The following is a 20,452-nucleotide window of genomic DNA, read 5'->3' on the forward strand; positions in this document are numbered from 1 at the left end:
ACCAGCCTTGGTATGCGGCTTGGAGCTCCCGGGCGGAAGGTCCTCTCGGACTACTTACTGGCGCGACGACGCGAGGCGGGCTCAACGGGCTGCCCCCAGCGGGACGCAGGCCAGAGCTATGGGCGCGCGCTTGCGCGTGCGGTGGAGGTGGATGGGTAGGCATCGGTGGGTTCCTCGGGGTGGTCCTAAGCCGCGACTGTGGCGCGGTGTGCCGGCGGCACCGAGGCAGGTTAGGCAACCAGAAACCCAATGTTTTTCCGTAAGCGGAGCCGTCACCCCGAGCGTATAATTACCAAACGGTCATATGGGTCGTATAAGGGGCGTCCGATGGCGGGGTTCGTGGGGTATTACCGGGTATCAACTCGAGCTCAGGAGCGCAGCGGGCTGGGGCTCGACGCGCAAAAGGCGGCGGTCGCGGCGTATGTGCGCAGCGTGGGTGGGAGTCTGAGTTAGCCGAAACCGCGGAGTCGCTTGGCGTCAGGACTGAGTGGGTGGAAAGGCAGGGCGCAACCAGTGCGGTTGTCCGCGTAAGCGTTAGCTACACAATTGAGGAGGACTCGGTGCGTCAGGCGCTACCTGACGGAAACTACATCGAGGCGCATATTTCAATTGCGCAGCCAAGGATCGATTCGGTCACTGCCTACTCCCAGGTTGACGAGATCGCGCGGGAGTTTCGCAATGTCATCGATAGGATTCGAGACGCGCTTTCGCCAAGGGCAGAAGTTCACCTCTTCTATGCTGGTCCAGTCTCGCTTGGGGTTTCGCTGGGGCGGCAGGTAAGCCACAACATTCACAATTCCACGCTGGTCTACAACTATCAGCGACAAGCACTACCGCCCTATGCGTGGGCGATACTGGTGAACAACGCAGAGCCGACCGTTCGATTCGTCGGAGGTCAGCATGTTTAACGTCACTGCGCTGCTTGCCGACTTCTACAACACGCACGTCAGGCTTGGTGCGCAAAGAAGAGCGCGTCTCCAAGAGATTCGCGACCTCAACTTGGCAAAGTTGAATCGAGGGCTGGATGATCTTGCCGAGGAGGTGGGGCGTCCCCGTCCACATTACCGTGAAGCCATCACGCAAGGCGGCTTTGCGATGCACACGCTTAATCAGGATCCATCTGACCTCAATGATTACGACATTGACGTCGCAGTGGTCTTTGAAGAGGCTGATTTGCCGGCTGCAGCGTTGGCAGCGCGCCAAAGGGTGCGGGATGCTTTGTCGAAGCGGACGGAGCACATGAAGGAAGCGCCCGACCTGAGAACGAACGCAGTCACGCTGTGGTATCAAGAGGGTTACCACGTTGACTTCGCGGTATTCCGGCGGCGGGCGGTGTTGGGCGGTGCGACTGTGATTGAGCACGCGAGTACGGACTGGGTGGTGCGGGACCCGAATCAGGTCAACCGATGGTTCAACGATCGGGTTGCTGCGCTCAGTCCAAAGAATCAGGCTGGCCTGCCAGACATTGCCGTACTTCCAAACCAGTTTCGCCGGATGGTTCGGTTCCTTAAATGGTTCTGCAAATCACGGGAGTCGTGGAGTCTGCCGGGTGGAATGGTCATGTCAGCGCTGGCTGCTGAGTGCTACCGCCCGAACAGATACCGAGATGACGTTGCGTTGTATGAAACGTTGTCCGCAATTACAGCGCGCCTCGGTTCGCCAGCCGCCAGTCGTTCCATCGCAGTACACGCTCCGGCTTCGTTGCGAGCTTGCGAGAGGCGGAGAGAATGGGCAGGTCTACGGTCAGTACAGATCGGCTCAGTACCTTCTTCCTAAAGGACTTGGGCTGAAATTTAGCATTGAGTCAACGAACGTCCCTCAGCCGTACGAAGTCACGTGGCGAATTCAGAACTCAGGCGACGAAGCGGCAGCGGCAGGACAGCTTCGATGGGACCGGAATCAACAGGACTGCTGGACTAGCACGAAGTTCAAAGGCACGCATCGCATGACGTGCGAAGTCAAGAGGCACGGCAACGTGGTTGCTGTAGCCCACCATTTCATTCGGATCCGTGGAGCTGGGCGTCGATAGGTTGCCGAAATAATGACAAATCAGCCTGACTTCCTTCCTGATGAGTTTCGGTTCGCCCACGACTATGCATTTCTTCTGCATGATCGTCTTACGTACCTACTGGTTGAAGGTGAGCGGACAGGACTGTTCCTCACCCATTTCAGCTTGGATCAAGTCGAGGAAGCGGACCGTCCCGAAAACTTCCCGCACATCTTCGATTGGTTTGAAAAGTACGATCGGGGGGACCTGCTAGGCGAAGTGCTGCTTAAAGCCGTGCTGCCGGCGCTGCTTTCAGATTTCTGCCACTTCATTTTCGAAGCGCTGACGTGCTCAAGGAAGGGCAAGCTCACGGTCGCGTACGCCCTACTGCGGAAGCCGCTTCGTGAGAACCTTCACTACATCGAATGGCTCCTTGCGGACCCCGCTGACTTCCTCAATACGCTGTACGCAAAGGAGTCAGTTGCACTTTCGTTTAGTCACATCGGGCAGCCCGATAAGGTCAAGGCGGTAGTCGCCGCCGCATTGGCTCGATGTGCCAATCGTGGGGCGCTAGACGCGGAGCTTCTCTATGAGCTGAGGTACGACAGGGAGTTCCCAGATGGTTTCGATGGTATGTGCAATCAAGCGATGCACCTGATCACGACGAAGCCTCCAATTGCGACGATAAAGCAGAACTTCAACTTCATCTTCTCCAATGATGAAGATCGCTATGCGCAATGGGAGCAGATGTACAGGTACCTACCGCTTCTGCTCTTTTACGCCACTGAGGTCGTGGAGTCGTTGGTCACGGTAATTGGGAAGCGTCCGATGCAGGACTACCGTCGAGCAACGATTCAGCGTTCGATCGGTTTCGTGGCGTGGGCTCGCGACGTCGTTCAATGGGATGAGAACGCTGTGCCTGCTGATGAAGATTACGACGCTGGAATTGAGTGCCCTGGATGCGCGGCGGAGGTCCCGCCAGGTCGGGACCAGTTGATGATGTTGATCTACGACGGGCAGGTGAGTTGCCCGCACTGCAGCCTTGAATTCGGATTGGACGAGCTCGCGGGGGGCGAAACTGGGTAAGCTTCCGGAGACTAGTATTCAGCTACAACAGTAGCAGGTGATGACCGCCTGCCGCGGCGATCTCCAGTGCGCGTCGCGCCTGCGCCTGGCCGCGCACATCGGCGAGGTCGGGACCGGGCGTCCGTTGCAGTGCCGGCGCGTGCGCGTGCGGTAGCGGCTTGCGGCCGGTGAGGTGGCCGCAGACCTCGAGCAGGGTGCGCGCGGTGCGTACTTCGACGCGGCTGGCGAGCGCGGCTTCGGATCCGTTCCCGGCCGGCACGATCAGCCGGCGCTCCGCGTCGCCGGCCGCGAGCGCCGCCGGCAGCGCGCCATCGACCGCGCGCAGTTCGCCGGTGAGGCCGAGCTCGCCGAGGAATTCGCAGTCGGCCATCGCCTCCAGCGGGATCTGCCCGCTCGCCGCGAGGATGCCCAAGGCGATGGGCAGGTCGAAGCGCCCGCCGTCCTTGGGCAGGTCGGCCGGCGCGAGGTTGACGGTGATGCGCCGCGCCGGGAATTCGAACTGCGCGCACAGGATGGCCGCCCGAACGCGGTCCTTCGCCTCGCGCACCGCGGCTTCGGGCAGGCCGACGATCGACATCGTTGGCAAGCCGCCCGCCAGGTGCACTTCGACCCGGACCGCGGGCGCACGGACGCCCGATCGCGCACGGCTGTGCACGAGTGCCAGATTCATGGGGACGGCGACTTAGTGGTGCGGCAGCGTCGGCGACTGCGCGAGCTGTGCTTCCAGCTCGGCCACGGTGCGCTGGAGTTCTTCCAGCTTCTCGCGCGTGCGCAGCAGCACCGCGCGCTGGACCTCGAACTCCTCCCGGGTGACCAGGTCGAGCTTGGCCAGTCCGGTCTGCAGGACGGCCTTGAAGTTCTGCTGCAGTTCTTCCCGGCCTTCGCGCACGCTCGGGGGAACCAGGGTGCTGAGGCGTCGTGCGAGGTCGTCGATGGGGTTCAGGTCGATCATGAGGGAAGGTCCTCGGGCGTTCACCGAAGAGTGCGGGGTGGGCCGTGAGGACGCCGTCGGCGCGGGCCGCGGCGGCGTGTGGGGGAAGTCCGAAAGTGGCGTCACTCTACCCCAGGGCCACCCGGCACGGCACCGTCTTCGCTATCCTGCCGCCCACGCTGGCAGGAGAACGAAGCGATGAAGATGGTCATGGCGGTGATCAAGCCGTTCAAGCTCGACGACGTGCGCGAGGCGCTCGCCGAGGCCGGCGTGGCCGGGATCACCGCGACCGAGGTGAAGGGCTTCGGGCGCCAGAAGGGGCACACCGAGCTCTACCGTGGCGCCGAGTACGTGGTCGACTTCCTGCCGAAGATCAAGCTGGAGGTCGCGGTGACCGACGAACAGGTGGACGCGGTGGTCGAGGCGATCATGAAGGCCGCCGGCACCGGCAAGATCGGCGACGGCAAGATCTTCGTCTGGGATCTGGAACGCGCGGTGCGCATCCGGACCGGCGAGATGGATGCGGATGCGCTTTGAGCGCGTGCGTTCGTGACGCGAGTCAACCGCCCTTGATACGACGATAGATCCGCTTCCATCCCAGCCGGATCGCATCGACCCAGCGCGGCGCGGCGAGCAGTTCGGCTTCGCGCGGACTCGGCGGCTCGCCGGTAAGGCGCTGGCGCATCTTCACCACGTTCGCGAGGTCGCTGCGGCGCAGTTCGCGCACCAGCGGCACCCATCGCAGCCAGCGCGGGGTGCGCATGGCGGAGGCGAAGTCGATCAGCACCGGCGTCGATCCCGCCACCAGCACGTTGGCCGGGTGCAGGTCGTTGTGGGTGATGCCTGCCGCATGCAGCGAAGCGACCGCGCCGCGCAGCTGCTGGAACACGTGCGAGCCGGCCTCCAGCGCGACTTCGCCTAGCGCCACGCCGGGAATGAATTCAATGCCCAGCGCGAGGCCGCCGATGGTGCCGAGCAGCGCCGGCGCATGGCGCCAGCCGCGCAGCAGGGCGAGCACGCGCGCTTCGCGCCGGACCAGCAGCCGCGCCAGCGGCGACAGCGGGGTCCAGCGGTAGCGGCCGTAATCCTTGACCACGGCGGGGCGACCATCCACGTCGAGGACGTAGACGTCGGGTTCGAGGAAGCGTTCGCCGCGCTTGAGCAGGCGAACGTCGGGCGGCAGCGACCGGGGGTCGCGCGGCAGGGCATTGGCGTTCATGGCGATCCGGCGACGCGCGTCGTGCTCGGGGGAGGGCGGCGCGGCGGTTCACTGAACCGGACGATTCAGTAGCGAAATTTTAACGACGCGGATTCGCCGGGCCGATCGGGGTATGCGGCACTCACCGTTTCACGGGCGCGCCCGATTCGGCATAGCTGCAACAACGAAAAGCCCCGCGATAGCGGGGCTTCGGTGCGACGTTCTTGTAGCCCGGGTAAGCGAAGCGTACCCGGGTCCAGGCCGCGCAACGTCTCCCGGGTGCGCTTCGCTTACCCGGGCTACCAGAGCGGGTGCGCGGCGCCTCAGCCTTCGCCGAGTTCCGCCGCGACGAACGGCGGCAGCACCGCGGCGCCCTGGTGCGCGTCGGCGGTGTAGTACTTGGTATCGAAGTCCTTCGCGCGGGCGTCCGCCACGCGGAAATCGAAACCCTGTCCCTTGCGCGCCAGCGTGCAGCTCCACCAGCCGGTCGGGTAGCACGGCTGCGGGAAGGGCAGCGTCTGGAACGTGCTGAAGCCGGCCTTGCCCATCTCGGCGCGCATTTCCTTGATGAGCGAGAGCAGCATCAGCGGCGACTCGGACTGCTGGACCAGGATGCCGTCGTCCTTCAGCGCGCGGAAACAGCTTTCGAAGAAGGCCTTGTTGAACAGGCCCTCGGCCGGCCCGACCGGGTCGGTGGAGTCCACGATCACCACGTCCAGCGAGCCCGGTTCGCAGTTCTTCATGTAGGCGATGCCGTCGTCGAACAGCAGCGTCGCGCGCGGGTCGTCGTTGGCGTCGCACAGCTCCGGGAACCACTTCTCGGCCATGCGCGTGACCTGCTCGTCGATGTCGCACTGGACGGCCTTCTTCACGCCCTTGTGCTTGAGCACCTCGCGCAGCGTGCCGCAGTCGCCGCCGCCGATGATCACCACGTTCTCGGGCCTGGCGTGGGTGAACAGCGCCGGGTGGGACATCATCTCGTGATAGAAGAAGTTGTCCTTCGTGGTCAGCATCATCGCGCCGTCGATGAGCATCAGGTTGCCCCAGTCGGTGCTCTCGAAGATCTCGATCTTCTGGAACGGCGACTGCACTTCGTCCAGCTTCCGGGTGATGCGGTAGCCGATCGCCGAACCGGTCGGGTCGAAGTTCTCGTAATGCCAGGAAGTGTTGGTGCTCATGCGCGCGTCCCAGGGGAAAGGCCGTCCGATCGCCGTCGTCGACGGGCCGGGGCGGCGGGAAAAGGGGCGGCATTGTAGCGGAGAGCGTGTTACGGGCCGGATTCGTCGCCGATCGGCCCTGGGGACGGGACCGTCCGCCCCCGGGCTGTAGAATGCGCGTCCCCCCGCCTCCCCCGGAACCGCGCCGATGTCCCACTGGTCGCTCGATCAGGCCCGCAAGACCTACTCGATCCCGCACTGGTCGGAAGGCTATTTCGACGTGGGCGCGAACGGGCAGGTCGTCGTGCGGCCGCGCGGCGAGAAGGGCCCGGCGATCTCGCTGCCGCAGGTCGTCGACGCCGCCAAGGCCAACGGCGCCAAGCTGCCGCTGCTGGTGCGCTTCCCGGACATTCTCGGCGACCGCCTCGGCAAGCTGCAGGCCGCCTTCGCGCAGGCGCAGGCCGACTGGGGCTACGCCGGCGGCTACACGGCGGTGTATCCGATCAAGGTGAACCAGCATCGCGGCGTTGCCGGCACGCTCGCGTCGCACACCGGCGAAGGGTTCGGCCTGGAAGCGGGCAGCAAGCCTGAATTGATGGCCGTGCTCGCGCTGTCGCGGCCGGGCGGCCTGATCGTCTGCAACGGTTACAAGGACCGCGAGTACATCCGCCTGGCGCTGATCGGCCGCAAGCTCGGGCTGGAGACCTTCATCGTCATCGAGAAGCCCTCCGAACTCGCACTCGTGATGGATGAAGCCGCCGCGCTCGGCGTGAAGCCGGGCCTCGGCGTGCGCATGCGGCTGGCCTCGCTCGGCGCGGGCAAGTGGCAGAACAGCGGCGGCGACAAGGCGAAGTTCGGCCTCTCGCCGCGCCAGGTGCTGGATCTGTGGAAGAAGCTGCGCGATTCGGACATGACCGACACGCTGCAGCTGCTGCACTTCCACATGGGCTCGCAGATCTCCAACGTGCGCGACATCGCCAACGGCATGCGGGAGGCGACGCGCTATTTCGTCGAACTCTCGCGCCTGGGCGCCAACGTGCGCTACATGGACGTCGGCGGCGGCCTGGGCATCGATTACGAAGGCACGCGTTCGCGCGGCTTCTGTTCTATCAACTACGGCGTGCAGCAGTACGCCAACTCCATCGTGCAGCCGCTCTCCGACGCCTGCGCCGAACACGGGCTGGTGCCGCCGCGCATCGTCACCGAGTGCGGCCGCGCGATGACCGCGCACCACGCGGTGCTGGTGGCGAACGTGGCGGAAGTCGAGGAAGCGCCCGAAGGCCGCATCCCCGACGTGCACGACGACGAGCCGGCGGTGATCCGCCACCTGCGCGAGGTCTACAGCGAGCTGGAGCAGCGCCCGCCGGTGGAGCTGTTCCACGAGGCGCAGCACCACCACGCCGAAGGCCTGCAGCTCTATGCGCTGGGCCAGCTCGACCTGGTGCATCGCGCGCGCATCGACGACCTGTTCTACGCGATCGCGCACTCGGTGCGTAAGCGCCTGAGCTACGACGAGAAGAGCCACCGCGAGCTGCTGGACGAACTCAACGACCGCCTCGTCGACAAGTACTTCGTCAACTTCAGCGTGTTCGAATCGATCCCGGACGTGTGGGCGATCGACCAGGTGTTCCCGATCCTCCCGATCGAACGCCTTGACGAGGAACCCACCCGCCGCGGCGTGCTGGCCGACATGACCTGCGATTCCGACGGCACGGTGAAGACCTATGTCGAGAACGAAGGCCTGGACACCTCGCTGCCGCTGCACGCGCAGCGTCCGGGCGAGACGTACCGCATCGGGTTTTTCCTGGTCGGCGCGTACCAGGAAATCCTCGGCGACATCCACAACCTGTTCGGCGACACCGACGCGGTGGAAGTGCGCATCGAAGGCGACGGTTACCATCTCACCCAGCAGCGCCGCGGCGACACGACGGACGTGATGCTCGACTACGTCGGCTACCGGCTCGACGACCTGCGCGCGGCGTATCGCGAGAAGGTCGCCGCCGCCGCGTTGCCGGCGGAGGAGGCGGCCCGGCTCGATGCCGCGCTGGAAAGCGGGCTCACCGGTTACACCTACCTCGACGACGTGCCGCTGGCATGAGCGACGGGCGAAAGCGGTACCTGGTCCTCGCGTGGCGTACGGAGGGCTTCGACGCGGCGGTGATCGCGCCGCATCATGCGCACCTCGACGCGTTGCGCGACCAAGGCCGGCTGGAACTGGCCGGGCCGTTTTCCGACAGGAGCGGGGGCGCGTACGTGGTGAGGGCGGACGACCTGGCCGAGGCCGAATCGATCGCGTTCGCGGATCCGCTGCATACCACCGGTGCGTCGGACGTCACCGTGCATGAATGGAACGCCGCGCCCTGAGCGGCACACGCGTTCCCCTTATCAACAAACGGAACAAGCAGATGAAAGTTGGCTTCATTGGCCTCGGCGCGATGGGCGCCCCGATGGCCCGCTACGTGCACGCCAAGGGCCTGCTCACCGCGGTGGGCAACCGCACCCAGGCCAAGGCCGACGCGTGCGCCGCCGAACTGAACGTGCGTGCCGCGCGTTCGGCGGCGAACTTCGCCGACTGCGACGTCGTGGTGCTGTGCGTGTCGCTCGACGCCGACGTGCTGGAAAACGTCACCGCGCTGGCCGACGTGCTCAAGCCGGGCGCGATCGTGATCGACCATTCGACCGTCGCCGTGGATACCGCGCGCCGCTGCGCCGCGATGCTGGCGACGCACAACATCGGCTTCCTCGACGCACCGGTGTCCGGCGGCGTGGAAGGCGCGCGCAACGGCAAGCTGTCGGTGATGGTGGGCGGCGAGGCGGACGTACTCGAAACCGCGCGCCCGGTGATCGAAAGCTACGCCGCGCGCATCAGCCACATGGGCGCGACCGGCGCCGGCCAGGCGACGAAAGCCGTGAACCAGGTGCTGGTGGCCGGCATCAACGAAGCTGTCTGCGAAGGGCTCGCGCTGGGCGAGAAGCTCGGCCTGGATCCGGAAAAGCTGCTCCCCACGCTGATGGCGGGCGCGGCGAACAACTGGTTCCTCGACAAGCGCGGCGCGACGATGCTGCGCGACGAGTTCACGCCGGGCTTCAAGTGCGCGCACATGCTGAAGGACCTGCGCATCGTCTCGGCGATCGCTCGCGATACGGGCGTGCGCATGAGCACCGTCGAACAGGCGCTGGCCGACTACGCCGAGCTGATCGAGCGCGGACAGGGCGAGGCGGATACGTCGGCGCTGATCACGCTGAAGCGGGGCGGGTGAGGGTTACGCCGTTTCGGCGGCTTGAGGGCTTCTGCCGGGGCGTTGGAAGGATCGCCTTGTTGCGGGGGCGATCGTTCAACGGCGACGTGCGCCGTGTCCGGGCAAATCCGGTGGGTCCCAGCTTTCGCAGAAACGACGGTTCGGGCGAACTCAGGCCGATGCGCGCCGGACCCGCGTGCGTTCGCCGAGCCGTGCGCCCGCGAACGCGCCCAGCCACGCCAGCAGCAGGCTGGCGCCGATCGCGAGGCGGTTGAAGCGCAGCACCTTCGACAGCGCCATCTCCGGCTGTACCGAAATCAGCACGAACACGGTGGCGGCCCAGAGCAGGGCGACCATGCCCACGGCATACCACGCATAGCGACGTCCGGCGATGGCGCCGCCGACGGCCATCGACAGCAACACGCCCGAGAGGTCGAGCAGCGGCAGCTCGCCCCACGGCGTGGCCTGCACGTGGTGCAGCTTCGCGCCGAACAGGAAACCGACGAGGGCGAACAGCATCAGCCCGACCAGCGAGGCGATGCAGCCCGACAGAATGCGCTTGTCCATCCGATCCCCAGAGATCCCGTTGCGGGATCGCGGCAGTCTAGCTTCGGAATGCGACGGAGGCGGTGATCGCGGTCGCGGGTCGCGATGTGGGGAGCAGTGCGGGGGCATGGGCGACGATGGCTTGGACGTCGGGCGCTCGCGGACGACAACCCGTGCCTTGTGTCACTCCCGCGAATGCGGGCAGCTTGGGCGGCCGATCCGCGGCCCCATCCGCGCCTTTCATGCATGGCGGGCATTCAGGCGGCTGCGCCTCTCTTGGCTAGGGAAACCGTAGCGCTCGGGATTTCCACTTTCGCCGCAATAGCCGGCAAGGACGACGGGTGAATTGCAGCCGGTCCCGCTGCAAGGGGCTCATCGTAAGCGGCCTCGCCGGCGCGAAGCCGGAGAGCGCCACGCCCTTATTTCACCTTGATCGCCATCGCCTGCAGCCCGCCACCGGCGAGCTTGCGCTTGGCGTCGGCGAGGTCGCTGGCGGTGCCGTAAGGGCCCATGCGCACGCGGTAGACCGTGTTGCCGTTGATGCTGGCCGATTCGACGCGCGCGCTGAGGCCGAGCATCGCGATGCGCGCCTTCATCTCCTCCGCCTGGCCGGACGCCTGGAACGCGCCGGCCTGAAGCAGGTAACGGGTTCCGTCGTCGGCGGATGCGCTCGCAGCGGCCGGCGTTGTCGCGGCCGTTGGGGCCGTGGACGTGCTGGCGGAAGGGGTGTTCGTCGGCGTCGAAGCCGTGGTCGTGGCCGGTTTCGGCGTGCTGACGGGGATTGGCGTGCGCGAGGGAACGGTATCGGTTTCCACCGGACGCGGCAGCGGCGCGGCGGTCGGCGCGATCGGCGTTGGCGTGGCTGCCGCGTCGGCATCCTCGGCGGCCTGGCGCGCCTGCTTCTCGCGCTCGGCGGCGCGCTTGGCCTCCGCCTTCTCGCTGGCGGCGAGTTCGGCGTCCGACATCGGCACTTCACGACCCGGAAGCAGGGTGTAGAAGTCGTAATCGGTGTCCTTCTTCGCCGGCGTTTCGGCGGGCTCGCGCTTGCCCTTGGATGGCGCGGGCGCGGCTTCGTCGGCGATGGGCTCCTCGTCGGCGCCGCTCACCGTCGCGGGCTCGGCGTCGGGGTTGGGCTGCGGGCGGAAGAAGCCGTCGCCGCTGGACTTGAAGTACTTCGGCGCGACCAGGATCGCCACCACCGCCAGCAGGACGCCCAGCACCATCCACGCCCAGCCGGGCAGGCTGCTGTCGCCGCCGGACTTGCGCCGCGCCTGGGACTTGCCTCGCTTTGCCGCCACTTACATCACCTCGGGGGCGCTTACGCCCAGCAGTTCGAGACCGTTCGCCAGCACCTGCCGCGTCGCCATCGCGAGCACGAGACGCGCGTCGCGGGTGTTGGCGTCGTCGACCAGGAACTGGTGGTCGTTGTAGTACGTCTGGAAGGTCTGCGCCAGCTCGAGCAGGTAGGCGGCGATCTGGTGGGGTTCCAGGTCGCGGCCGGCCGTTTCGACGACATCGGCGTAGCGCAGCAGCGTGGCGATCAGCTCGCGCGCGGGCGCATCGTCCAGGTCGAGCGGCTGGGCCAGGCCGTTGGCGGCGTCGAACGACAGCCCGCGCTCCTTCAGCTGGCGCATCAGGCCGTGCATGCGCGCGTGCGAAACCTGCACGTAGTACACCGGGTTGTCGAGCGACTGGCTGCGCGCGAAGTCGATGTCGAAGGTCAGCTGCGAGTCGGGCTTGCGCGCGATCAGGAACCAGCGCGTCGCGTCGCGGCCGACCTCGTCGATCAGGTCGCGCAGCGTGACGTAGCTGCCGGCACGCTTGGACAGCTTCACTTCCTCGCCGCCGCGCATGACGGTGACCATCTGGTGCAGCACGTATTCCGGCCAGCCTTCCGGGATGCCGCAATCCAGCGCCTGCAGGCCGGCGCGCACGCGGGCCAGCGAGCCGTGGTGATCGGCGCCCAGTTCGGTGATCGCGCGCTCGTAACCCCGCAGCCACTTGCTGCGGTGGTAGGCCACGTCCGGCACGAAGTAGGTGTACGTGCCGTCGGACTTGCGCATCACGCGGTCCTTGTCGTCGCCGAAGTCGGTCGTGCGCAGCCACAGCGCGCCGCCTTCCTCGTAGGTGTGACCGTGGGCGACGAGCTCGCGCACCGTCTCGTCCACCTTGTTGTCGGTGTAGAGCGAGGACTCCAGGAAGTAGACGTCGAAGGAGACGCCGTAGGCTTCCAGGTCCAGGTTCTGCTCGCGACGCAGATAGGCCACGGCGAAGTGACGGATCGCGTCGAGATCGTTCGCGTCCTTCGCGCCGGTGACGACGTGACCTTCCACCTCGACGCTGTCGCCGCGCAGGTAGGACGCCGCGACGTCCTTGATGTAGTCGCCGCGATAGCCGTCTTCCGGCCAGTCCGGATGCTCCGGACCCTTGCCGAGCGCGCGTGCCTGCACCGAAATGGCGAGGTTGTTGATCTGCGCGCCGGCGTCGTTGTAGTAGAACTCGCGCGCCACGTTCCAGCCGTTGGCATCGAGTACGCGCGCGATGCAGTCGCCGATCACCGCCGCGCGGCCATGGCCGACGTGCAGCGGACCGGTCGGATTGGCCGACACGTATTCCACGCCGGCGCGATGGCCCTTGCCGCTCTCGTTGCGGCCGTATGCGGCGCCACGCGCCAGCACGTCGCCGATCTGCCGGCGCCATGCGGCTTCGTCGACGTGGAAGTTGATGAAGCCGGGTCCGGCGATCTCGACCTTGGCCAGGTCCGCGGTCGTGGGCAACGCATCGACCAGCGCCTGCGCGATCGCGCGCGGGTTCGAGCGTGCGGGCTTGGCCAGCAGCATGGCGGCGTTGGTGGAGAAGTCGCCCTGCCCGGCATTCTTTGGGCGCTCGATGACGAACTCGGGCGTGGCCAGGTCGGCCGGCAGGGTGCCTGCGGCGCGGAGGGCGTCGATGGCCTGCGCCACCAGGGCGCGGAGAGTGGATTTCACGGGAATGGGCGGGGTGCTGCGGGACCGCGCATTGTACGCGAGCGGGCGTGCCGGGCCGGGCGTTCACAGCCAGCCCCGGGCGGCCAGCGAGACCGGCGTCCCGTCGCCGACCACGATGTGGTCGAGCAGCCGCACCTCGACCAGCGCCAGCGCTTCCTTGAGTCGCACGGTGATGCTGCGGTCGGCGCCGCTGGGCTCTGGATTGCCGCTGGGGTGGTTGTGGCCGCAGATCGCCGCGGCCGCGTTAAGCGCCAGCGCGCGGCGCACGACCTCGCGCGGGTGGACGTGGGCGCCGTCGATGGTGCCGTGGAAGAGTTCCTCGAAGGCGATCGCGCGGTGTCGCGTGTCGAGGAACAGCACCGCGAACACCTCGCGCGATCGCCCGCGCAGCCGCTGCGAGAAATAGCGCCCGGCAGCGGGCGGATCGCTGAGCAGCGCGCCGCGCTCGAGTTCCGCGCCGAGCATGCGGTTCCCGAGTTCCAGCGCCGCCGCCAGCCGGCACGCGCGGGCCGGGCCCAGACCGGGCAGTTGCGTCAGCGCGTCCGGCGGCTGTTCGAGCAGCGCGCGCAGCGGGCCGTGTGCCTGCAGCAGCTCGCGCGCCGTGGTCACGGCATCGCGTCCGCGCAGGCCCGAGCCGAGGAAGATCGCCAGCAGTTGCGCGTCGGAAAGCGCGCTCGCGCCGAACGCGAGCAGGCGCTCGCGCGGGCGTTCGTCGGGTGGCCATTCGCGGATGTGCATGGGCGCAAGGGGTGAGGGAGGAATGAGGGCGGGCGGCCGCCGTTGCGCGGGGCGATGCACCACTGAGCACCGACCCGCGCCGCATCACGAGCCCGCACCACCGCACTCGTGTGACGGCCGCCCGCCATGGGCGTATTGCATCGCGTCGGCGCGGCGGGCGCAGGCGGGCTGGGCAGGTCATTCGGGTAAGCTAAACACCGATTCGGCGGTAGGTATTTTCCAGATGGTCGAGCCCGGCTCCCTGCGCGGACGCAAAATCCTGCTGTGCGTGTGCGGCGGCATCGCCGCGTACAAATCGGCCGAACTGGTGCGCCGTCTGCGCGACGCCGGTTGCGAGGTGACGGTGGCGATGACCGGGAACGCGCAGCACTTCGTCGGCACGACCACGTTCCAGGCGTTGTCGGGCCGGCCGGTGCGCACCTCGCTGTGGGATGCCGCCGCGGAAGCCGCGATGGGGCACATCGAACTGGCGCGCTGGGCCGATCGCATCGTGCTCGCGCCCGCCACGGCGAACACGCTGGCGAAACTGGCGCACGGGTTCGCCGACGATCTGGTCAGCACGTTGTGCCTGGCGACCACGGCGCCGATCACGATCGCGCCCGCGATGAACCACCGCATGTGGCTGCATCCGGCCACGCAGGCCAACATCGCGACGCTGCGCGAACGCGGCGTGCAGGTCGTCGGACCGAACGACGGCCCGCTCGCCGAAGGCGAATCCGGCCCGGGCCGCATGAGCGAGCCGGCGGAAATCCTGGCCGCACTCGAGCAGGCCTTCGCATGAGCGCCACCCAACGCCTGCGTGGAACGCGCATCGTGGTGAGCGCCGGCCCCACGTACGAGGACATCGATCCGGTCCGCTTCATCGGGAACAGGAGCAGCGGGAAGATGGGCTTCGCCGTCGCCCAGGCCGCGGCCCGCGCCGGCGCGCAGGTGGTGCTGGTGGCCGGACCGGTGTCGCTGCCCACGCCCGAGGGCGTGACGCGCATCGACGTGCGTTCGGCCGCGCAGATGCACGAGGCCGTGCTCGCGCAGCTGCCGGCCGATATCTACATTGGCGCCGCGGCAGTGGCGGATTTCGCACCGATGCAGGCCGCCGCGAACAAGATCAAGAAGACCGCCGGGCAGGACACGCTGACCCTGACGCTGGTGCGCACGCGCGACATCCTTGCCGATATCGCCGCGCACGAGCATCGACCGCGGCTGGTGGTGGGTTTCGCCGCCGAGACCGACCACGTCGAGGCCTACGCGCGGCACAAGCTGCAGAACAAGCGCCTGGACCTGATCGCCGCCAATCGCGTGGGCGTGGCCGGCAGCGGGTTCGAGAGCGACGACAACACGCTGGCCGTCTACGCCGCCGATGGTGCGAGCCACGTGCTCGGCCCGGCACCGAAGACCGCGCTGGCCGACGACCTGCTCGGACTGATCGCCGCGCGCCTTCCGGGCTGACGCCGCGGTTGGCACGGCCCTTGCGTCGTTTTCGCAGGATGCTTCCCGGAGCGTTTCCGGATTGACCGCCGAACGACGATCCACCCGTTCGCGCCCATCGATGCCGGCGCGAACCCTCAACGACGGACCGCATGAACCACACGCTCGAACTGAAGATCCTCGACCCGCGCTTCGGCGGCGAATGGCCGCTGCCGACCTACGCCACGCCCGCCAGCGCCGGCCTCGACCTGCGCGCCGCGCTGGACGAGCCGCTGACGCTGCAACCCGGCGACACCGCGCTGGTGCCGTCGGGACTGGCGATCCACCTGGGCGATCCGACGATGTGCGCGGTGATCCTGCCGCGTTCGGGCCTGGGGCATAAGCACGGCATCGTGCTCGGCAATGGCACGGGGCTCATCGATGCCGACTACCAGGGGCCGCTGCTGATCAGCGTGTGGAACCGCGGTCGGGAGGCTTTTACGATGCAGCCGGGGGACCGCATCGCGCAGCTGGTGATCCTGCCGATCGTGCGGGCGCAGCTTGCGGTGGTGGACGAATTCGAAACCAGCGCGCGTGGCACGGGCGGCTTCGGCCACACCGGCGTCCGTTGACAAAGGGGATGGGGATGAAGGGTCTGGAAAAAGGGCAACTCGCGGCCGGCGCCGCGCACCTGAAAGTGGTGCTGCCGCTGGTGGTCGCGCTGTTCGTACTGCTGGCGGCATTTTTCGCCTGGAGCGGCTGGCAGCTGCATCGCGACAGCGCGCGCCAGCTGGCCATCGCCCAGGCGCGCAACGCCGCCGTCGAAGGCGCGACGAAGGCGCTTGGCGCCGAACAGAAGCAGCTCGCCGAACGCCTCGCCGCACCCACGCTGCAGGCCGCGCTGACCGCCGGCGACCTGGCGGCGGCGGCGCAGGAACTCGGCAAGGGCTGGAACGGCGCGAGCGATGTCGCGGTGCTGCCGCTGGACCTGACCGCCGAGTACGCCGCGCTGCCGAAGGGCGGCTACGGGCGGCTGGGCGTGATCGAAGCGGCGATCGCGGCCAATCGCCCGGTGTCCGGCCTGGTCCGCCACAACGGCGGGCCGCAGCTGGCGCTGGCCGCGCCGGCCCGCGTCGCCGATCGTGTCGTCGGCGTGGCCTACGTGCGACTGCCGATCAATCGGATCGCAGCGGGCCTGGAGCAGGTGAATGTCGCCGACGACAGCTACCTGGCGCTGCGCCAAGGTGGGTTCAGCGCTATCGAGCGCGGCGACAGGAGCCTGTCCGGCGGCGCCGAGGCGCTGGCCGCGAAGGTGCCGGGCAGCGACCTGCGCGTCGCCGCCGCGGTGCCGGACGTGGCCGGCGGCCCGTTCGGACTTGGCGCGCTGGGGTGCTTCATTGCCGCAGCGGTCTTTGTGCTGCTGGCGTTCCTGGCGTGGCGTGCTCCGCAGTTCGCGGCAAAGCGCAACCTCCCTGAACAGGAAGATGAAGGGGCCGTTCAGACGCTGGCGGAGAGCATTGAGGCCAATCCCCCTGAACCGGTAACCGCCCCCGTGACTCCCCCGAAGCCTGTTGCCCCCGTCCCGTCCGTCACCATCGACCGTGGCATCTTCCGCGCATACGACATCCGCGGTGTCGTCGGCCAGTCGCTGGACGCGGGCGTGGCGGAACTGATCGGGCACGCGATCGGCTCGCTGATGCACGAGAAGGGCCTGACCGACATCGTCGTCGGCCGCGACGGCCGTCTGTCCGGGCCGGCGCTGGTGGAAGGCCTGATCGCCGGCCTGCGCAAGGCCGGCCGCAACGTCATCGACATCGGCCTCGCGCCGACGCCGGTCGTGTACTTCGGCGCCTATCACCTGCGCGCCGGCTCCTGCGTCTCGGTGACCGGCAGCCACAATCCGCCGGACTACAACGGCTTCAAGATCGTCGTCGGCGGCGAGACGCTCTCCGGCGACGCCATCACCGACCTGTACGCCCGCATCGCCGACGACCGCCTGCACATGGGCGACCTGGGGTCGCTGGTCCAGCGCGACATCTCGGAGGACTACGTCCAGCGCATCGCATCCGACGTGCAGATCGACCGTCCGCTTCGCGTGGTCGTCGACGCCGGCAACGGCGTGGCGGGCGAGATCGGACCGCGCGTGCTGGCGGCGATCGGCGCCGACGTGACGCCGCTGTATTGCGACATCGATGGCACCTTCCCGAACCACCATCCGGACCCGAGCGAGCCGCACAACCTCACCGACCTGATCCGCATGGTGCAGCGCCTGGAGGCCGACGTCGGCATCGCCTTCGACGGCGACGGCGACCGTCTGGGCGTGGTCACGCGCGAGGGCGAGAACATCTTCCCGGACCGCCTGCTGATGCTGTTCGCGGCGGACGTGCTCGAGCGCAACCCGGGCGCGGTGATCCTGTTCGACGTGAAGTGCACCGGGCGCCTGCCGGGGCACATCCTGCGCCACGGCGGCAGCCCGCTGATGTGGAAGACGGGCCATTCGTTGATCAAGGCCAAGATGCGCGAGACCGACGCGGAACTGGCCGGCGAGATGAGCGGCCACTTTTTCTTCAAGGAGCGCTGGTACGGCTTCGACGACGGCATTTACTCGGCCGCACGCCTGCTGGAGATCCTCGCCGCGCAACCGCGTTCGCCAAGCGAGACGCTCGCCGCGCTGCCCAACGGCATCTCCACGCCGGAGATCAAGGTCGATGCGCCGGACGGCGACCCGCACAGCTTCGTGGAGTGGTTCCGCGACGAGGCGAAGTTCGAGGGCGCGCGCCTGTCGACCATCGACGGCCTGCGCGTGGACTGGCAGGACGGCTGGGGCCTGGTGCGTGCGTCCAACACCACGCCGGTGCTGGTGATGCGCTTCGATGCGGATTCGCCGGAGGCGCTGGCGCGCATCAAGGCGGAATTCCGCACGCAGCTGCTGGCGCTGCGGCCGGACCTGGCACTGCCTTTCTGAGCGAGGAACGAGGGGAGAGGAACGAGAACCGGGTGATGGGCGCTTCGATCAGGCGTTCGCAGCGGACTCGTTGATTTCCTTGCCCCGAAGAAGAAGGCCGGCGGTTTGTCACCGTCGGCCTTCTGTTTTCCGGGTTCCCAGTACAGGTTCGGGGTCGGTCCTGCGAGACGCCTGCTGCTCCCGTTTCTGGTTCCTCTCCGCTGGTTCCTAGCTCCTGGGCTGCCTGAGCGCGTGATAACGCTCCAGCGCCGCGGCGAGCTCCTCGTCGATCACCTCGCGCTCGGCCAGCTGCTGGACGAGCAATTCCTGCTGGCGGATCAACTGGTCGTGCTGGATGCGCACGTTCTGCTGCGCCGGCTTGGGCACCGGCTTGCCGGACAGTTCGTTCTCGCCGGCGCGACGCAGCAGCGCGATGAGCGTGTCGCGACGACCTTCCACGCCCAGGCGCGAGGCCTTGATCGATTCGTCCATCACCGCCTGGCGTTCGCCGAAGGCGCGCCGCAGGTCGTCCTCGGTCGCGTAGGACTCGGCCATGGCGCGATCGCGACGGTTCTTCGCTTCGTCGAGCGCCGCCTTTTCCTTGTCCAGCTTCGCCTGCGCCTCGGCCGCGGCGCGCTCCTGCGCGGTCAGCGCGCGCGCCACTTCCTTGGTCGCCAGGCCGCTTCTGGCATTGATCTCGGTGCGCGCGTTGTCCACGGCGTGGGCAGGCAGCGCATCGCCGCACACGCGGGCGCCGTTCTCGTTCCAGCAGTACAGCTTCTTGGCGGCGCCTTCGCCGGATTTCTTCTGGGCGATGGCGACACCGGTCGTGGCGAGCATCAACGTGCAGGCGAGCAGCGGCAGAGTGCGGTTCATGACGTCAGCAAAGTCCGAAGGAGCCGTCGGGAATTCCCCCAGAAACATGCAAGAGTCACGCCAGCGTCGCTGCCGGCGTATTGCGTCACGCTCAGGCGGCCTCATCGCTCCCGTAAGCCTGCCGATACGCCAGCAGGCGCTCGCGCTGCGCGGCGAGTTCCGGATGCCCGCCGGCGAAGGCGAGCAGGTCGGCCAAGGTCGCGACCGCGATGACCGGCAACCCATGGTCGGCCGCGACCGATTGTGCCGCTGAGCGTCGGGTTTTGGCCGGGTCGATGGCTTCCTGCCGATCGAGCGCAATCACGATCCCCGCCGTTTCGCCACCTGCGTCACGAATCAGTCCGAGCGCCTCGCGGATCGCGGTGCCGGCGGTGATCACGTCGTCCACGATCAGCACGCGCCGGCCGGCGAGTGGCGCGCCGATCAGGTTGCCGCCTTCGCCGTGCGTCTTGGCTTCCTTGCGGTTGAATGCGACCGGCAGGTCGCGACCGCGACGCGCGTACTCGCAGGCCAGCGCGGTCGCCAGCGGGATGCCCTTGTAGGCCGGGCCGAACAGCAGGTCGAAGCCGACACCGTGCGCGTCGATCGCATCGGCGTAGCACGCGGCCAGCCCGGCGAGCGCGGCGCCCGAATCGAAGCGCCCGGCGTTGAAGAAATACGGGCTCTGGCGGCCCGACTTGAGGGTGAACTCGCCGAAGCGCAGGGCATCGACACGCAGGGCCAGGTCGAGGAATCGGGCGCGGTGGTCTTGGGTCATGTCGTCGGGTGCGGATGGAGGGATTGCAGCATCACGTGCTGCGGGCCGGCGCTGCCGCCGTGGAAAAGCTCGCCGGTGTCGGTGAAGCCGGCCTTGCGGTAGGCGGCGATCGCCGGGGCGTTGATGCAGTTCACCGTCAGCACCAGCAGTTCGCGATCGGGATGGCGCCGGCGCAGGTCCTCGCAGCAGGCTTCCATCGCCATGCGGCCGTAGCCGCGACCCTGGTGGCGGTGGTCGATCACGAACGCACGCAGGCCCACGCTGGGCGCGCCGAGCGAACGCCCGACGACGGCATTGGGTGCGAAATCGAGCCGGTAGAAGCCGACGACGACGTCGTCGGCGATCACCGACATCGCCTCGCTCATCGGATCGCGCAGCGTGTCGCCGAGGTTGAAGGCGGTGTCGCCGACGTAGCGATACTGGTCCGGAGCCACGCGCAGCGCCCGCACCGAATGCGCGGCGGGCGAATCGGGATCCACGATCGGTTCGACGCGGACGCGGGCGGTGACGGCGGACATGGCGTTCATGATAGCCCCGAGCCGATTCGAGCCGTTCCGTGCGGCGCCGCGCGAGGGGCTATGATCGCCGGCACATCGTAGTGG

At 67.7% G+C, this 20,452-nt stretch carries 19 protein-coding genes and 3 pseudogenes; 11 read left to right on the forward strand and 11 right to left on the reverse strand.

Translation table 11 applies throughout. The features are described from left to right. The first annotated feature begins 356 nt into the window (after positions 1-356). The 4 genes and pseudogenes from I4U41_RS15650 to I4U41_RS15660 all read left to right on the forward strand — a co-directional run bounded on the left by I4U41_RS15650 (position 357) and on the right by I4U41_RS15660 (position 3,073). On the forward strand, positions 357-908 hold the full coding sequence (locus tag I4U41_RS15650) for an SAVED domain-containing protein (protein WP_206862138.1): 552 nt from the start codon (positions 357-359) through the stop codon (positions 906-908). After that, a pseudogene (locus I4U41_RS18715) lies at positions 901-1,308 on the forward strand (cyclic GMP-AMP synthase DncV-like nucleotidyltransferase); the annotation flags it as partial. The gene I4U41_RS15650 and the pseudogene I4U41_RS18715, both read left to right, overlap by 8 nt. A gap of 313 nt (positions 1,309-1,621) precedes the next feature. Then, positions 1,622-2,029, forward strand: a complete 408-nt coding sequence (locus I4U41_RS18720; RefSeq protein WP_206862086.1) for a nucleotide-binding domain-containing protein — start codon at positions 1,622-1,624, stop codon at positions 2,027-2,029. A gap of 12 nt (positions 2,030-2,041) precedes the next feature. Beyond that, the gene (locus I4U41_RS15660; protein ID WP_206862087.1) at positions 2,042-3,073 is read left to right on the forward strand and encodes a hypothetical protein; all 1,032 of its coding nucleotides are present in this window, start codon (positions 2,042-2,044) and stop codon (positions 3,071-3,073) included. 25 nt (positions 3,074-3,098) lie between these two features. Here the strand turns inward: I4U41_RS15660 and I4U41_RS15665 are convergent. Continuing rightward, positions 3,099-3,743, reverse strand: a pseudogene (locus tag I4U41_RS15665) (magnesium chelatase domain-containing protein); the annotation flags it as partial. A 12-nt stretch (positions 3,744-3,755) separates the two neighbouring features. Continuing rightward, positions 3,756-4,025, reverse strand: a complete 270-nt coding sequence (gene ubiK, locus I4U41_RS15670) for a ubiquinone biosynthesis accessory factor UbiK (protein WP_206862089.1) — start codon at positions 4,023-4,025, stop codon at positions 3,756-3,758. 177 nt (positions 4,026-4,202) lie between these two features. Here ubiK and I4U41_RS15675 point away from each other — a divergent pair, with 177 nt between their 5' ends. Continuing rightward, positions 4,203-4,541 carry a P-II family nitrogen regulator gene (locus I4U41_RS15675; RefSeq protein ID WP_206862090.1) on the forward strand — a complete coding sequence of 113 codons (339 nt, stop codon included), beginning with the start codon at positions 4,203-4,205 and terminating at the stop codon, positions 4,539-4,541. A gap of 22 nt (positions 4,542-4,563) precedes the next feature. Here I4U41_RS15675 and I4U41_RS15680 read toward each other — a convergent pair whose 3' ends face one another. Together I4U41_RS15680 and speE are read right to left on the reverse strand one after the other, a co-directional pair. After that, a complete protein-coding gene (locus I4U41_RS15680) occupies positions 4,564-5,223 on the reverse strand; it encodes a phosphotransferase (RefSeq protein ID WP_206862091.1) in 660 nt (219 codons plus the stop codon). Between the two features lie 302 nt (positions 5,224-5,525). Next, a complete protein-coding gene (gene speE / locus I4U41_RS15685; protein WP_206862092.1) occupies positions 5,526-6,380 on the reverse strand; it encodes a polyamine aminopropyltransferase in 855 nt (284 codons plus the stop codon). Positions 6,381-6,567: 187 nt separating this feature from the next. Here speE and speA point away from each other — a divergent pair, with 187 nt between their 5' ends. Genes speA through I4U41_RS15700 form a run of 3 tightly spaced genes read left to right on the forward strand, consistent with a single transcriptional unit; the run spans position 6,568 to position 9,619 of the window. After that, positions 6,568-8,457: an arginine decarboxylase gene (gene speA / locus I4U41_RS15690; protein ID WP_206862093.1), complete on the forward strand. Its 1,890-nt coding sequence runs from the start codon at positions 6,568-6,570 to the stop codon at positions 8,455-8,457. Beyond that, positions 8,454-8,723, forward strand: coding sequence for a YciI family protein (locus I4U41_RS15695; protein WP_206862094.1), 270 nt, complete (start codon positions 8,454-8,456; stop codon positions 8,721-8,723). Before speA ends, I4U41_RS15695 begins: the two co-directional genes overlap by 4 nt. Beyond that, a complete protein-coding gene (locus tag I4U41_RS15700; protein WP_206862095.1) occupies positions 8,705-9,619 on the forward strand; it encodes an NAD(P)-dependent oxidoreductase in 915 nt (304 codons plus the stop codon). The genes I4U41_RS15695 and I4U41_RS15700 overlap by 19 nt, the downstream gene beginning before the upstream one ends. Before the next feature lie 150 nt (positions 9,620-9,769). On the opposite strand, the gene I4U41_RS15705 is transcribed toward I4U41_RS15700, so the two are convergent. The 4 genes from I4U41_RS15705 to radC form a co-directional block, all read right to left on the reverse strand. Continuing rightward, entirely contained in the window at positions 9,770-10,165 is a 396-nt protein-coding gene (locus I4U41_RS15705) for a hypothetical protein (RefSeq protein ID WP_206862096.1), read from the reverse strand. Positions 10,166-10,563: 398 nt separating this feature from the next. Next, on the reverse strand, positions 10,564-11,442 hold the full coding sequence (locus I4U41_RS15710; RefSeq protein ID WP_206862097.1) for an SPOR domain-containing protein: 879 nt from the start codon (positions 11,440-11,442) through the stop codon (positions 10,564-10,566). After that, positions 11,443-13,131 (reverse strand): arginine--tRNA ligase, encoded by a 1,689-nt coding sequence (argS, locus tag I4U41_RS15715; RefSeq protein ID WP_206862098.1) that lies wholly within the window; start codon positions 13,129-13,131, stop codon positions 11,443-11,445. Between the two features lie 63 nt (positions 13,132-13,194). Next, a complete protein-coding gene (gene radC / locus I4U41_RS15720; RefSeq protein ID WP_206862099.1) occupies positions 13,195-13,869 on the reverse strand; it encodes a RadC family protein in 675 nt (224 codons plus the stop codon). Between the two features lie 223 nt (positions 13,870-14,092). On the opposite strand from radC, the pseudogene coaBC reads away from it, so the two are divergent. The 3 genes and pseudogenes from coaBC (at position 14,093) to I4U41_RS15735 (ending at position 18,238) form a co-directional block, all read left to right on the forward strand. Further along, positions 14,093-15,315, forward strand: a pseudogene (gene coaBC / locus I4U41_RS15725) (bifunctional phosphopantothenoylcysteine decarboxylase/phosphopantothenate--cysteine ligase CoaBC). Positions 15,316-15,446: 131 nt separating this feature from the next. Continuing rightward, positions 15,447-15,905 (forward strand): dUTP diphosphatase, encoded by a 459-nt coding sequence (gene dut, locus I4U41_RS15730; RefSeq protein WP_206862100.1) that lies wholly within the window; start codon positions 15,447-15,449, stop codon positions 15,903-15,905. A gap of 14 nt (positions 15,906-15,919) precedes the next feature. Next, the gene (locus I4U41_RS15735; RefSeq protein WP_206862101.1) at positions 15,920-18,238 is read left to right on the forward strand and encodes a phosphomannomutase/phosphoglucomutase; all 2,319 of its coding nucleotides are present in this window, start codon (positions 15,920-15,922) and stop codon (positions 18,236-18,238) included. Positions 18,239-18,445: 207 nt separating this feature from the next. Here the strand turns inward: I4U41_RS15735 and I4U41_RS15740 are convergent, their stop codons facing one another. From I4U41_RS15740 to I4U41_RS15750, 3 genes are all read right to left on the reverse strand, one after another. Next, on the reverse strand, positions 18,446-19,093 hold the full coding sequence (locus I4U41_RS15740; protein WP_206862102.1) for a hypothetical protein: 648 nt from the start codon (positions 19,091-19,093) through the stop codon (positions 18,446-18,448). Positions 19,094-19,184: 91 nt separating this feature from the next. Further along, positions 19,185-19,850: an orotate phosphoribosyltransferase gene (gene pyrE, locus I4U41_RS15745; RefSeq protein ID WP_206862103.1), complete on the reverse strand. Its 666-nt coding sequence runs from the start codon at positions 19,848-19,850 to the stop codon at positions 19,185-19,187. Then, positions 19,847-20,377 (reverse strand): GNAT family N-acetyltransferase, encoded by a 531-nt coding sequence (locus tag I4U41_RS15750; protein ID WP_206862104.1) that lies wholly within the window; start codon positions 20,375-20,377, stop codon positions 19,847-19,849. Before I4U41_RS15750 ends, pyrE begins: the two co-directional genes overlap by 4 nt. Positions 20,378-20,452: the final 75 nt, after the last annotated feature.

Source organism: Lysobacter changpingensis, from assembly GCF_017308985.1.
Lineage (GTDB): Bacteria > Pseudomonadota > Gammaproteobacteria > Xanthomonadales > Xanthomonadaceae > Lysobacter_J > Lysobacter_J changpingensis.

Bases quoted from the DNA above. Each gene is read 5' to 3' on its own strand.
- I4U41_RS15735 (WP_206862101.1), top strand. From the start codon at position 15,920: ATGAAGGGTCTGGAAAAAGGGCAACTCGCGGCCGGCGCCGCGCACCTG.
- I4U41_RS18720 (WP_206862086.1), top strand. From the start codon at position 1,622: ATGAAACGTTGTCCGCAATTACAGCGCGCCTCGGTTCGCCAGCCGCCA.
- speE (WP_206862092.1), bottom strand. From the start codon at position 6,380: ATGAGCACCAACACTTCCTGGCATTACGAGAACTTCGACCCGACCGGT.
- I4U41_RS15740 (WP_206862102.1), bottom strand. From the start codon at position 19,093: ATGAACCGCACTCTGCCGCTGCTCGCCTGCACGTTGATGCTCGCCACG.
- I4U41_RS15705 (WP_206862096.1), bottom strand. From the start codon at position 10,165: ATGGACAAGCGCATTCTGTCGGGCTGCATCGCCTCGCTGGTCGGGCTG.
- dut (WP_206862100.1), top strand. From the start codon at position 15,447: ATGAACCACACGCTCGAACTGAAGATCCTCGACCCGCGCTTCGGCGGC.
- I4U41_RS15700 (WP_206862095.1), top strand. From the start codon at position 8,705: ATGGAACGCCGCGCCCTGAGCGGCACACGCGTTCCCCTTATCAACAAA.
- I4U41_RS15675 (WP_206862090.1), top strand. From the start codon at position 4,203: ATGAAGATGGTCATGGCGGTGATCAAGCCGTTCAAGCTCGACGACGTG.
- pyrE (WP_206862103.1), bottom strand. From the start codon at position 19,850: ATGACCCAAGACCACCGCGCCCGATTCCTCGACCTGGCCCTGCGTGTC.
- radC (WP_206862099.1), bottom strand. From the start codon at position 13,869: ATGCACATCCGCGAATGGCCACCCGACGAACGCCCGCGCGAGCGCCTG.
- speA (WP_206862093.1), top strand. From the start codon at position 6,568: ATGTCCCACTGGTCGCTCGATCAGGCCCGCAAGACCTACTCGATCCCG.
- ubiK (WP_206862089.1), bottom strand. From the start codon at position 4,025: ATGATCGACCTGAACCCCATCGACGACCTCGCACGACGCCTCAGCACC.
- I4U41_RS15750 (WP_206862104.1), bottom strand. From the start codon at position 20,377: ATGAACGCCATGTCCGCCGTCACCGCCCGCGTCCGCGTCGAACCGATC.
- I4U41_RS15695 (WP_206862094.1), top strand. From the start codon at position 8,454: ATGAGCGACGGGCGAAAGCGGTACCTGGTCCTCGCGTGGCGTACGGAG.
- I4U41_RS15680 (WP_206862091.1), bottom strand. From the start codon at position 5,223: ATGAACGCCAATGCCCTGCCGCGCGACCCCCGGTCGCTGCCGCCCGAC.
- I4U41_RS15660 (WP_206862087.1), top strand. From the start codon at position 2,042: ATGACAAATCAGCCTGACTTCCTTCCTGATGAGTTTCGGTTCGCCCAC.